We start from the raw sequence: 12255 nt of genomic DNA, 5'->3' as shown, positions 1-12255 counted from the left end.
ACGGGCACTGAAAGTTGGCAAATGCAGTACGGGGGGCATATGACCTGGTTTATTGACCGGCGTCTTAACGGTAAAAACAAGAGCACGGTGAATCGCCAGCGCTTCTTGCGCCGTTATAAAGCGCAAATCAAACAGTCGATCTCCGAGGCCATTAATAAGCGTTCGGTGACCGACGTAGACAGTGGGGAGTCCGTTTCTATTCCGACGGACGACATTAGCGAACCGATGTTCCATCAGGGACGCGGCGGTTTGCGCCATCGCGTTCATCCCGGTAACGACCATTTCATCCAGAACGACCGCATCGAACGCCCGCAAGGCGGGGGTGGCGGCGGAGGCGGCAGTGGTCAGGGCCAGGCCAGCCCGGACGGGGAAGGTCAGGACGAGTTTGTCTTCCAGATCTCCAAGGATGAGTATCTGGATCTGCTGTTTGAGGATTTGGCCCTGCCGAATCTGAAGAAAAATCAGCACCGTCAGTTGAATGAGTATAAAACGCACCGGGCCGGTTTTACCGCCAACGGCGTGCCGGCCAACATTAGCGTGGTGCGTTCGTTACAGAACTCGCTGGCGCGCCGCACCGCCATGACGGCGGGAAAAAAACGTGAGCTTCGCGAGCTTGAAGCCAGCCTGGATAGCGTGACCAACAGCGAGCCCGCACAGCTGCTGGAAGAGGAGCGTTTGCGCAAAGAGATTGCCGAACTGCGCGCCAAAATTGAGCGCGTGCCCTTTATCGATACCTTTGACCTGCGTTACAAGAATTACGAGAAACGTGCGGAACCCTCCAGCCAGGCGGTGATGTTCTGCCTGATGGACGTCTCCGGCTCGATGGATCAGGCCACCAAAGATATGGCCAAGCGCTTTTATATTCTGCTCTATCTGTTCCTGAGCCGAACCTATAAAAACGTGGAAGTGGTCTATATCCGCCACCACACCCAGGCGAAAGAGGTGGATGAACATGAGTTCTTCTACTCGCAGGAGACGGGCGGCACCATTGTTTCCAGCGCCCTGAAGCTAATGGATGAGGTGGTTAAGGAGCGCTACGACCCGGCGCAGTGGAACATCTATGCGGCGCAGGCGTCGGATGGCGATAACTGGGCGGATGATTCGCCGCTATGCCATGAAATTCTGGCGAAAAAACTGCTTCCGGTAGTGCGTTACTACAGCTATATCGAGATCACCCGCCGCGCCCACCAGACGCTGTGGCGTGAATATGAACATCTGCAATCCATGTTTGATAACTTCGCGATGCAGCACATTCGCGACCAGGACGATATCTATCCGGTATTCAGAGAGCTGTTCCACAAGCAATCTGCCACCAGCAACAGCTAACCCCACCGCCGGTCACTGACCGGCGGTCAAAGAGAATGAGAGGAGCAGAAATGGGTTGGAAATTGTTATAATGCGAAATGGATGTGGATGAATGCCTGGCCCCAGAAATAAATACACCAGTTGAAAATAACTGGTGTATTTTAGTTAATCACAAAACTTCTGCGTTTCGAGATCCCGGTTAATCAGCTGGGTACAATTACGGCCGCTTTTTTTGCCGGTATATAACGCGATATCCGCCCGCTCCAGTACTTCCCGAAGCACCTCCCCTTGATGAATACGTGTTAATCCACCGGTAAAAGTAATACGAATAATGTGCTCACCGGCAATAGTTTCAAGCCGGGCAATGTCGCGGCGCAGGCGCTCGGCAATGATGACCGCTTCATCGTCGTGGGTGGCATGGAGTAAAACAATAAATTCTTCCCCTCCATAACGATACATCGACTCAGATCGCCGGATATTATTACTGATATTCAGGGCCAGTGAACGCAAAACAATATCCCCGTTCAGATGACCGTAATTATCATTCACTTTTTTAAAGTGATCGATATCCAGTAATAATAAATAGAGGCCACTGGCGCCCAGCTCTTTATTCATGCTGCCGAACGACTCATCGAGGATGCGGCGCAGCGGCAGGCCTGTCAGGGCGTCATAGCTGGTACGCAGCTGCAGCAGGTGTACTTTATAGAGGGTCAGGGCATCGGTGAACGCCAGCAACGATTGTTCGAAGAGATCAAAATCCTCATTACGCTGACGCTGCTGTTCAATAGCAGAAATTAAACGCCGGCAAGCCTGATGAACATGAATATGTTTTTTGTTAATATCCAGTAAAAAGTTTGTGTCTTCTCGCTCTTCCAGTAACCGGGTATTAAGCCAGTGACCAAACTCGCAATGCAGATGAGCTTCCTCACTGGAAACTTCCGGTAAATCTACATTACGACTGTCGATAAAACGCAATAGTTTTACTAACCATTTGAAATGTGCATCCGTTGACTGGTTCAGACCGCGTACGGTTTCGTCAATCTCTTTAAACTTTCTGTTCACAGAAACTCCAGAGTAACAGATTAATAACAACAAAAATCATAATTGATTAAATCTCAAAAAATGTCAGCGAATTAAAATATTATATAGACGCCTACTAATAAATCTACGGAATGATTGTTTCCAATTATCTTGAAAAAATGTCGGCGAAATAAAACCTGTTTATCGTGGAAAAAGCGGGGCCGCAGCGTCCCGTCATCCCCTTTCAGGCAATAGCCCAAATCAGAATATTTTTTGTTAAAAACGCTTTTTACCTACCTGCGAGCGGGTAAAGTAAGCAGGCTTACTTTTTATTTTGGCAAGGAATACAACATGTTCGACCCTACTCTGCTCATTCTTCTGGGCCTGGCGGCGCTGGGCTTTGTCAGCCACAACACCACGGTAGCGATTTCAATTCTGGTGCTGATCATCGTCCGGGTGACGCCATTGAGCGGTTTTTTCCCGTGGATTGAAAAGCAAGGTCTGACCGTCGGGATTATTATCCTCACCATCGGCGTGATGGCGCCGATTGCCAGCGGCACTCTGCCAGCCTCAACGCTGATCCACGCCTTCATGAACTGGAAATCCTTGATTGCCATCGCCGTGGGCGTGTTTGTGTCGTGGCTGGGCGGACGCGGCGTCACGCTGATGAGCTCCCAGCCCACGCTGGTGGCCGGACTGCTGGTGGGCACGGTGCTGGGGGTGGCGCTGTTCCGCGGCGTGCCGGTCGGCCCGCTGATTGCCGCCGGGCTGGTATCGCTGTTTATCGGTAAGTCGTAGCCAGGCTGGCGATATACCGCGCCGGAGTCTGCCCCAGCCCCTTTTTGAACATGGTGATAAACGCCGTGGTGGAGTCATAACCCAGAGCATGGGCCACCTGCTGCACCGACTGGCCGCGGATCAATCCCTGCAGGGCCACGATCAGCTGAAGCTGATGCCGCCAGCGGCGAAAGTTGAGCCCGGTTTCACTGACCACCAGCCGGGCAAGGTTGCGCTCGCTCATTGCAAAATGGTGCGCCCACTGGTGTAGCGTCTGCCATTCCGCCGGGGAGGCGGCCATGGTGTCACTCATCTGGCGAATTTTAGGATGCGAGGAGACCGGGAGCTGCAGCTGCTCCTCGGGCTGGCGGGGCAGTTCATCAAACAGTACCTCCACCAACCGTCGGGTGGCAGGATCCTGTTGTCCTGGGCTGCGCGCTGCCAGGGTCAGGATCAACTCCCGTACCAGCGGTGAAATTTTTAGCGTGCAGCAACGATCCGGCAGCGATACAGCCCCGGGCTCGATAAACAAAAAACAGAGCCGGGCGCTGGGTGTGGCCTTATTGCTGTGCGGCAGCTGTCCGGGGACCCAGACCGCATACTGAGGGGGCACCATCCACATGGCATTCTCCACTTCGCAGGTGATCGCGCCGTGCAGGGCCAGGATCAACTGCCCCTTGCGGTGTTGATGTTCCGCGATACGCTGCTCATCTGCCACCACCCGCACGTGAAATGCCACCGCTGGGTCATGCTGACTGTCGGGATCGTAACCTTCAAGACCGAGTCCAGGCATTATGTTGTCCGATTTTAGCGATAATCTGTCATTTTAGCTTGATTTCAACCTTCCTGAAAATGCGTATCCTTTAGCCTCAATTCGAGGTAAGAGATAACAATGACCATAGCCCTTTCGACTACCGGCAAACAGCGGGCGCTGCTGATCGCCGGGATCCTGATGATTGCCACCTCGCTGCGGGTGACCTTTACCGGCGCCGCGCCGCTGCTGGACGCCATCCGCACGGATTATGCCCTGACCACCGCCCAGACCGGTTTGCTCACTACCCTCCCGCTGCTGGCCTTTGCGCTCATCTCGCCCCTGGCGGCCGGTCTTGCCCGCCGCATTGGCATGGAGCGCAGCCTGTTTATCGCCCTGTTATTAATTATCGCCGGAATTGCCCTGCGCTCCCTGCCCTCCGCCATGCTGCTGTTTGGCGGCACGGCGGTGATTGGCTGCGGTATTGCGCTGGGTAACGTGCTGCTGCCGGGGCTGATCAAACGCGATTTCCCCGGCCAGGTGGCGAAACTGACCGGAGCGTACTCCCTGACGATGGGGGCGGCGGCGGCGCTGGGTTCTGCACTGGTGGTGCCCGTCGCCCTGAGCGGCGCAGGCTGGCACGGTGCGCTGTTGATGCTGATGGTATTCCCTCTGCTGGCGTTGCTTCTGTGGTTACCGCAGTGGCGCCAGCACCCTGCCGGCTCCCTGAGCGGCGCGCGGGCGCTACATAGCCGGGGTATCTGGCGCTCGGCGTTGGCCTGGCAGGTGACGCTGTTTCTGGGGATTAACTCGCTTATCTACTATGTGATTATTGGCTGGCTGCCGGCGATCCTGCAGAGCCACGGTTATAGCGAAACCGAAGCCGGCTCCCTGCACGGGCTGTTACAGCTGGCAACCGCCGCGCCGGGCATTGCAGTGCCGCTGATCCTGCTGCGGCTGAAAGATCAGCGTTGGGTGGCCGGGCTGGCGGCAATGATGTGTGCGGTAAGCAGCGCAGGGCTATGGTTTATGCCCGATCTGGCTGTGATGTGGACGCTGATTTTTGGCTTTGGATCCGGGGCCACGATGATCCTCGGCCTGACGTTTATTGGCCTGCGCGCCAGCTCGGCACATCAGGCTGCGGCCCTTTCCGGGATGGCGCAGTCGGTGGGCTATCTTCTGGCCGCCTGTGGACCTCCGCTGATGGGCAAAATCCACGACGCCAACGGCGACTGGCGGATCCCGCTGTTGGCCTGCGCGCTGGTATCGGTATTGATGGCCGTCTGTGGGATGCTGGCCGGGCGTGACCGGGAGATCACGCCCGGCTAAGCCGGCACTCAGTAATTCAGTGCTGCGCGAAGCAGAGCCTGCACCAGCGGGGCCGGTCGGCCTGCCAGCGCGGCGCGCTCATGCTGGAACAGCGTGGCGATAAAGAACGGGTGCGTCACCAGCTCTACGGCACGGATCTCACCCTGCGCGTCCCAGCCGGTGACGCGCATATCGCCTTTCTCCAGCTCCTGCGCAAACTCAGGCGAAACGCCGTAATTGCAGTGATAACCCTCTTCGATCTCTTCCTGGCCATAGGCTCTGGCAATCAGGGTATTGACGCGCAGTTCAATGGCGTCGCTTTGCTCGACCAGCGAGCAGGTCAGCGGGGCAATCACCATCCGGCCTTCGGTATCCGTCTCGGCGTGGGCCGCATCCTGCCAGCCCAGGACGTTACGGGCATATTCAATCAATGCATGCTGGAAGCCGCCGCAGGTGCCAAGAAACGGGACGCTGTTTTCGCGGGCGTAGCGTGCGGCAATAAACGCGGCGTCGGCATTTTTGTACGGGCTTGCCGGCACCAGCCAGATAGCGTCGTAGCCGACCAGGTCTTCCGGGCTGGTTAATTCAGTCGTCGCCAGCCAGTCGTAGTCGGCCGTAACCTCCAGCACCGCTGCGGCATCATCAATGGCCAGAGGGATCGCCTGGTGAGCCAGAACGTCAGGATTGTAGTCGCCGACCAGCGCAATTCGGAGGGTATTTTTTACCGCAGAGAGTTCCATAGAGTGATCCTTATGCCAGACAAATATCAGATAACATAAGGCGCCTCAGACTACCGATCTTTCGTTGATATCACAACACCTTAAAATACGTGGGCAGAATGTGGTAGCGTTGAAGCTACAGGGCGTGGCAGAGAAAAGGAGCAAAACATGATTCAGTGCAAACGACTGTATGACGAGGCCAGTAAAGAGGATGGCTACCGGATCCTGGTGGACCGACTCTGGCCGCGGGGGATGAAAAAGGAGGCGTTAGCCTGCGATGAGTGGTGTAAGACCCTGGCCCCATCCAGCGACTTGCGCAAGGCATTCCACAGCGAGACGATCGATTTCGCCAGCTTCAGCGAGGCCTATCGTCAGGAGCTGGCTCTGCATCAGGATGAGGGACTGCGGATTGCCCGCCTGGCAGACAAGCAGACCGTGACCCTGCTGTATGGCGCGAAAGACCGGCAGCAGAATCACGCTCGGGTGTTAGCCGACTGGCTGCGTCAGCTCTAAATCAATCCAGCATCAGGGCGTCGAGGGTTTCCGGCGACGCTTCAGGCGTGAGCGGCATCAGGTGTTCCGGGCGTACAAACGCAAAGCCGCTCTGGTTATCAAACGAAAACACATCCCCGGTCACCAGCCACAGGGCGCGCTCTGCGCCTGGCGGCAACTCTGTCATCACCCCGTTAACCGGGTTCAGGAAACGCTGGCCCGGCTGACAGAGGCTGAATAACTCAACGGATTTGCCGATATTGCGACGCCCTGCTGGCGTACGGGCGCCGATGATCATCGCCAGGCTGCCCGGATTTAACTGAAACATACTTCCTCGTAATTGGCTGTGGAATACATAAGAATATTCTTAGTGCAAAGTGTATCTCAGCCAACAGAGCCTGTCACCAGGGGGAAGGGGTGATCCTTTCTCCATGATTTCTTCATTATGCCGTACAGACAAGTAATCATGATTTCCATAGACAAACATGTAATCTAAATATGGACTATCATGAAATGCGTAACACTGAAGTTGGCGCTTTGAAACAGGATCTTCATAGCTAGTTCTGGAAGGGATAAAGCATCTCACCTTTGGGATCGATGATATGCCATCAGCACGAAGACTACTGCTTCCTAATCTGAAACTTACGAACTTAGCAGAAGAGATATCTTCAGAAGCGAGTAAGGTTCTGATACCTGCGACCAAGATGAGTGTTTTAACGACCTATCACACTGTTCCTAAGCTCATACACTTGCATAGCACCCCCAATCGTTCCGCGCCCCTTAAGATACCTCTTTGCTTGAAATTATTTCCACTAGTCGTCGGACGCGACGGTGTACCTTGGGCAGAAGCGAACATGTGGTTGCTTTCTAAAGCTCAAGAAACTTATGCGCCTTCAATGACTACAATTGCCAGTAATGCAGATGATCTTGCTTCGTATATGCGATTTATTGAAGAAACGAATATTGAGTGGACAATATTCGAGGCGAACAAATTAACTCGGCCCACATATCGTTATTATTCTCATCTTAAACAATTAATAGCAAATAATGAGGTCGCGCACTCAACAGCGCGCAGACGAATGTCATCAGTGATCCGATTTTACAAATGGCTTAAATTAGACGGCTATTTGAAATTTGATTATGAGCCGTGGAAAGAATCTGAAAGAATAATTTTCTTCACGGATCTAAGAGGATTTATAAAAAACAATAAGGTTGTAACAACAGATATTTCGATAAAAAACCAAATAATCGACGATCCTTATGATGATTTTATCAATGACGGAGGGAAACTTCGTGCACTGACTCAATATGAACAACAATGTATTCTTAATGCTTTAATTGAAATTAATAATACAGAAATGACTCTTATTCATCTTTTTTCTCTTCTTACTGGTGCCCGATTACAAAGTATTTTAACCTTTCAGGTACATCATGTACTACGTATAACCGAGATGGATGCGCAAGATACTATGCGCTTTGCGATTGGTCCAGGAACTGGCATCGATACAAAAAATGACAAAAAAATGGTGCTGCATATTCCTGTATGGTTTTATAAACTCTTACAAGATTATGCCGTGAGTCATCGTGCCAAGAAGCGGCGTAATCGCGCAGTTGGAGGAGATAATGAAGAACAATATCTATTTCTAAGCATTAGAGGAACTCCCCTTTATTACAACAAATCAGACAGTACAGGCGCACGTGATAAAGCAAATAAGCACCATAATAAAGTGGGCCAGGCTGTAAGACAATTCATCATTGAGAAAATTATACCATATCTCAAAGAAAACAATGATGGCGCAACTTTCCTCTATCGTTTTCATGACCTCCGAGCGGCATTCGGAATGAACTTAATGGACTCCCAACTTGCACTAGTTGAGCAGGGGACTATAACACTGAAACATGCGATAGAATTCGTAAAAAATCGCATGTCGCATGAGTCAATAACTACGACAGAACGATATTTAAACTATCGCTATCAAAAGAAAATGATACGGGCCGCGCAAGATGGATGGGAAGCTGAAATATTCCGCATTGCAACTCGGGGAGCCAGTAATGACTGATAACTACACTTCGCGTCCTATAAAAGTTGTTACGCTACCGATACCTGAAGATTATCCATTCAAATATGGTCCAACAACTGTTTTGAAATTTAGTCATGGAAAACATGTGGATATAGGGTGTATTGTATTTTTAAAACGTAAATATAGCAAATCAATAATACAGCAAGTAACGAGTTGTACTGTTGATCTTATGTCATTTTCAGAAGAGCGTTGTGTGATAGTACAATCGTTAACAGTTGTCTTTAATAATGAAATCCGTCGGAGAAGGCGCAAACCCGTTACAGTTTTTCAATGGGCTGTGTCATTTCGTAATTTTATGAATTGGTGTGATGAAAACAATCAACTTATAAAAAATCTCATAAGAAGTGATTTTGAAAATGCTTTTAGAAACTATATAATTCACTTGCGCCAAATTGTACAAGTAAAATCGCTATCTCTAAGGTCACAGGTAAAAAGTCAAAATAATGTCATAGCAGTTTTAAATAATTTATTCGAGGTAGAGGATTTTGCACGGGGTATGAATTTGCTAAAAAGCAGTTTTATCGATGAAAACCCTACTGTGATCCCTACTGAAGATGTTCAAACCAAGGCATTATCATGGTTGAGTAAGTTATTTCATGGCCTAACAGATTTTGTATTAAGTAACTCACCATATCCACATAAGCTTTCGATTCCAGAGTATTTGGGTTGGCCTGAAAACTCTATGTGGATAGTACCTTCAAATATCTGGGCCATTACACCCGATGAAGAATGCACGACCCCATATCATACATTATTCAGTCATGGAAGAATCGCAACCAAAGCCGAAATGACAAATATGCGAGTTGAACATGGTAAAACAATTGATGAGATTACAGTTATTAAGGATATTTATAGAGTAGAAACTAGGATTAAGAAAGCCAATATTGATGAAAGAGATATTCAACGTATAAATAGAGCCTTGTGCGCAAATTCCGCTTTTATAGAGCTATTTGTGGCTGAAACTGGTATGAGCTCATCACTAATTAAGGATCTTCCTTGGTCGTCTGAACTCAAAGAAGCAATGGATAACCCATCAATTTTGAGACAACGGTTTCGGGTAATAAAATATCGTGCCGCAGGGCGAATTGTTAGTTTTGAGATTGGAGCAACATTTCTTAATGAGTTCAGAAAATTCATGAAAATACGCGATTACTTACTTAATGGCACGGTATGCGACACTTTATTTTTTGCATACTCATGCCGAACTCATTGGGAACTAGAAAAATTCAAATCGAATAAGATTTACATTGCCATTAAAAAACTAGATAAGAATATCAAACCTGTCACTCACAGAGAATGGAGGGCAAGCAAGCAAGACTGGGCTATTAGAAATACCGCTCCATCTATTGCAGCGAAATTATTACAGCATTCAGAAATCACTGCCATTCGTTCTTATAGCAATGGTTCACAAATCTCGCATGAATCTGAAATGAGTGACTTCTTTAGTAACTTTGAAACAATTATCCAACAAAAAAGGAGTAGTATAGATTCAGAAACAGATACTTCCTATGGTTCTTGTATAGCTCCGGATCAACCAATCCCTATAAACAGTGAAATAAAAATCATCCCTGAATGCGGCAGATTAGAAGGTTGCTTATTCTGTGATAAATATCGCGTACATGCGGACGAAACAGATATCCGAAAACTCCTTAGCTGTAGATTATATGTAATGGAAGTTAGTAGTTTTGCATCTTCCGCAGAAGAATATAGTGAAAGCATTACCCCTATTATAAAACGTATTGATTACATTTTATCTGAAATCGAAAAAAATTCACCTGATGAATTCGGTCATCTCAAATCAGAAGTAGAAACATATGGTGAATTAACACCTTACTGGCGATCTAAGTTAGAAATGCTTCAGGAGTTAAATCTGCTATGAAAAAATGGTCTGCACGTCTGGAATTTACTACAGAAGAAAATCAGCCTGACGATTACATTTCTTCATCCGAACTCTACCCTGCACATGACTTTGTCGTATGCCGCAACTCAACTGGCGAGACGGCTTCAGTTTTTTCTGATGATTCTTGGGATCTTACGGCCTACCACCCAAAAAAATCTCGCAGTATATTGTATTTCAATATTTGGAAGGTTAACGATCTTATACTATCCAGAGACCAATTAAAATTAATACTGGATGTTAAGTGGATTATGTTCATTCTTATTTTTATGAGAAAAGGACAACCATTATCTTTTTCTTCGTTATATAATTTTTTGCAACCCCTCAAGCACATTATGCGCTACTGTCATAATATGGGTTGTGACATGTCGTTAGTTTTGAATTCATCAGAAGTACTGAAAATGCTATTCTGTGTAGAGGGACATAATAATAAGATAGCAAACCTAACATCAATGCTAAGGAATTTAAAAGATTTGGGGCAAGAGGTTACTGGGTATGAAATTATTTCCATCAAAGATATTGACGAGTTACAAAGGGTATCTTTCGCGTACCATCAGTCAGTAAAACAGCATGCACCAATACCGACACGCATCTACTCATTAATTATTTCGGAACTTTGTGAAATTATGGATGGATTTGACAGAGAGGGCGAAAAAATTCTCGAAGTGGTGGATTTCTACATACATCATCCAGGAAATCTCCGTGCCATACAGCAATTAATTGTAAAAAAAGGGTTAACAAATTATTTTTCTTATAGAGGTTTTGGTTTACATGCTACGGGTTTAACATCCTTAATTTCAGAAACGCTGGCTGCTGCCAGTGTTTTACTCCAACTTTTCACGGGCATGCGAGCTTCTGAAACTAGATTTCTTCCGTATAATTGCCTCTCAATAACTAGCCATGATGGACGAGATCGTTTTATTATTAATGGTCATACCACGAAGTTGAATCATGGTCGTAATAGGGAGGCTCGCTGGGTAACGAGTAATCGCGGTAAGCAAGCAGTTTTAGTTGCACAAAAAATCACTAAGGTAATGTATTCGCACTCCCTTACGGACGAGAGTTATCTATTTGTAAATATTCTGTCTGGAAATAACTCAGGTAAAGGATTACAACCACTTAACCTGCGTCTTAACCAGTTCAGTGCGCTAAAAAAACGTCTTTCATTTCCCATAACTGATGAAGACCTACGAGAACTTGAAAATATTGATCTGCACAGGAACTGGAAAGAAGAAGCTGATTATCGGGTAGGAGCACCATGGCCCTTGAGAAAACATCAGTTTCGACGTTCGCTTGCACTTTATGCGCAACGCTCTGGTTTAGTGACTTTGCCTAGCCTAAAAAGACAAATGCAGCATATAACTGAAGAGATGGTATGGTATTATTCTAAAGGTTCTGAATTTGCAAACAACTTATTAGATACGAATAAAGGAGACAAGCATTTTGCTTTGGATTGGCAGGAAGCACAACCTTTATCTCAGTATCTTGGTTATACTCTGGCAATGTTTCTTTCCAATGATATCTTATTTGGCAGCCATGCTAACTGGATAAATAATCACATTAAGAAAGAAGGATTATTTTATCTTCAAGACCGCGAGGAAAGTCTTAAGCGTTTCAAGCTTGGCCAAATAGCATACCGCGAAACAGCAATAGGCGGTTGTATAACAACATCTAATTGCGATAAAAATATGTTAGATATTTTATCCATAAATTGCATTAAAAGTGGCTGTGTTAATTTCGTTGGAAGTAAGAAAAAACTAGAGCGTATACTTGCGTTGCAGACTAGACGTGTGCATGAACTTTATATAATGGCACCAGACAGTCCTGAGTATCGCTCTGAAAAAAGCGACTTAGAATTTTTGAATTCAATTATGAACAAAATTATTTGAAATGATCCCCGAGGTT

Annotated in this window: 11 protein-coding genes; 7 read left to right on the top strand and 4 right to left on the bottom strand. The window is 47.7% G+C overall.

The window, feature by feature from the left end; all coding sequences use genetic code 11:
* Window positions 1-39: 39 nt before the first annotated feature.
* Window positions 40-1326: a YeaH/YhbH family protein gene (locus tag GNG27_RS09770; RefSeq protein ID WP_142489131.1), complete on the top strand. Its 1287-nt coding sequence runs from the start codon at window positions 40-42 to the stop codon at window positions 1324-1326.
* 144 nt (window positions 1327-1470) lie between these two features.
* Here GNG27_RS09770 and GNG27_RS09765 read toward each other — a convergent pair whose 3' ends face one another.
* Window positions 1471-2367, bottom strand: a complete 897-nt coding sequence (locus GNG27_RS09765; RefSeq protein WP_156265104.1) for a diguanylate cyclase — start codon at window positions 2365-2367, stop codon at window positions 1471-1473.
* Between the two features lie 309 nt (window positions 2368-2676).
* On the opposite strand from GNG27_RS09765, the gene GNG27_RS09760 reads away from it, so the two are divergent.
* Window positions 2677-3123: a DUF441 domain-containing protein gene (locus GNG27_RS09760; RefSeq protein WP_142489129.1), complete on the top strand. Its 447-nt coding sequence runs from the start codon at window positions 2677-2679 to the stop codon at window positions 3121-3123.
* Here GNG27_RS09760 and GNG27_RS09755 read toward each other — a convergent pair.
* On the bottom strand, window positions 3107-3895 hold the full coding sequence (locus tag GNG27_RS09755; RefSeq protein WP_156263551.1) for a helix-turn-helix transcriptional regulator: 789 nt from the start codon (window positions 3893-3895) through the stop codon (window positions 3107-3109). The genes GNG27_RS09760 and GNG27_RS09755 overlap by 17 nt on opposite strands.
* A gap of 99 nt (window positions 3896-3994) precedes the next feature.
* Between GNG27_RS09755 and GNG27_RS09750 the strand changes: the two genes are divergently transcribed.
* Window positions 3995-5182: a CynX/NimT family MFS transporter gene (locus GNG27_RS09750; RefSeq protein WP_156263550.1), complete on the top strand. Its 1188-nt coding sequence runs from the start codon at window positions 3995-3997 to the stop codon at window positions 5180-5182.
* Window positions 5183-5190: 8 nt separating this feature from the next.
* Here GNG27_RS09750 and GNG27_RS09745 read toward each other — a convergent pair whose 3' ends face one another.
* Entirely contained in the window at window positions 5191-5901 is a 711-nt protein-coding gene (locus GNG27_RS09745; protein WP_156263549.1) for a CTP synthase, read from the bottom strand.
* 147 nt (window positions 5902-6048) lie between these two features.
* Here GNG27_RS09745 and GNG27_RS09740 point away from each other — a divergent pair, with 147 nt between their 5' ends.
* A complete protein-coding gene (locus tag GNG27_RS09740; RefSeq protein ID WP_142489125.1) occupies window positions 6049-6393 on the top strand; it encodes a DUF488 domain-containing protein in 345 nt (114 codons plus the stop codon).
* 1 nt (window position 6394) lies between these two features.
* Here the strand turns inward: GNG27_RS09740 and GNG27_RS09735 are convergent, their stop codons facing one another.
* Entirely contained in the window at window positions 6395-6700 is a 306-nt protein-coding gene (locus GNG27_RS09735; protein WP_142489124.1) for a hypothetical protein, read from the bottom strand.
* A gap of 526 nt (window positions 6701-7226) precedes the next feature.
* On the opposite strand from GNG27_RS09735, the gene GNG27_RS09730 reads away from it, so the two are divergent.
* Genes GNG27_RS09730 through GNG27_RS09720 form a run of 3 tightly spaced genes read left to right on the top strand, consistent with a single transcriptional unit; the run spans window position 7227 to window position 12239 of the window.
* The gene (locus GNG27_RS09730) at window positions 7227-8432 is read left to right on the top strand and encodes an integrase (RefSeq protein ID WP_156263548.1); all 1206 of its coding nucleotides are present in this window, start codon (window positions 7227-7229) and stop codon (window positions 8430-8432) included.
* Window positions 8425-10332 (top strand): hypothetical protein, encoded by a 1908-nt coding sequence (locus GNG27_RS09725; protein WP_156263547.1) that lies wholly within the window; start codon window positions 8425-8427, stop codon window positions 10330-10332. Before GNG27_RS09730 ends, GNG27_RS09725 begins: the two co-directional genes overlap by 8 nt.
* Window positions 10329-12239, top strand: a complete 1911-nt coding sequence (locus GNG27_RS09720) for a hypothetical protein (protein WP_156263546.1) — start codon at window positions 10329-10331, stop codon at window positions 12237-12239. Before GNG27_RS09725 ends, GNG27_RS09720 begins: the two co-directional genes overlap by 4 nt.
* The last annotated feature ends 16 nt before the right edge of the window (window positions 12240-12255 follow it).

This window comes from Leclercia sp. 119287 (assembly GCF_009734485.1).
Lineage (GTDB): Bacteria > Pseudomonadota > Gammaproteobacteria > Enterobacterales > Enterobacteriaceae > Enterobacter > Enterobacter adecarboxylatus_C.
The sequence above is the reverse complement of the archived record's forward strand: the minus strand, read 5'-3'. Positions and strand labels throughout refer to the sequence as shown.

Bases quoted from the DNA above. Each gene is read 5' to 3' on its own strand.
- GNG27_RS09755 (WP_156263551.1), bottom strand. From the start codon at position 3,895: ATGCCTGGACTCGGTCTTGAAGGTTACGATCCCGACAGTCAGCATGAC.
- GNG27_RS09760 (WP_142489129.1), top strand. From the start codon at position 2,677: ATGTTCGACCCTACTCTGCTCATTCTTCTGGGCCTGGCGGCGCTGGGC.
- GNG27_RS09750 (WP_156263550.1), top strand. From the start codon at position 3,995: ATGACCATAGCCCTTTCGACTACCGGCAAACAGCGGGCGCTGCTGATC.
- GNG27_RS09745 (WP_156263549.1), bottom strand. From the start codon at position 5,901: ATGGAACTCTCTGCGGTAAAAAATACCCTCCGAATTGCGCTGGTCGGC.
- GNG27_RS09720 (WP_156263546.1), top strand. From the start codon at position 10,329: ATGAAAAAATGGTCTGCACGTCTGGAATTTACTACAGAAGAAAATCAG.
- GNG27_RS09730 (WP_156263548.1), top strand. From the start codon at position 7,227: ATGTGGTTGCTTTCTAAAGCTCAAGAAACTTATGCGCCTTCAATGACT.
- GNG27_RS09735 (WP_142489124.1), bottom strand. From the start codon at position 6,700: ATGTTTCAGTTAAATCCGGGCAGCCTGGCGATGATCATCGGCGCCCGT.
- GNG27_RS09725 (WP_156263547.1), top strand. From the start codon at position 8,425: ATGACTGATAACTACACTTCGCGTCCTATAAAAGTTGTTACGCTACCG.
- GNG27_RS09770 (WP_142489131.1), top strand. From the start codon at position 40: ATGACCTGGTTTATTGACCGGCGTCTTAACGGTAAAAACAAGAGCACG.
- GNG27_RS09740 (WP_142489125.1), top strand. From the start codon at position 6,049: ATGATTCAGTGCAAACGACTGTATGACGAGGCCAGTAAAGAGGATGGC.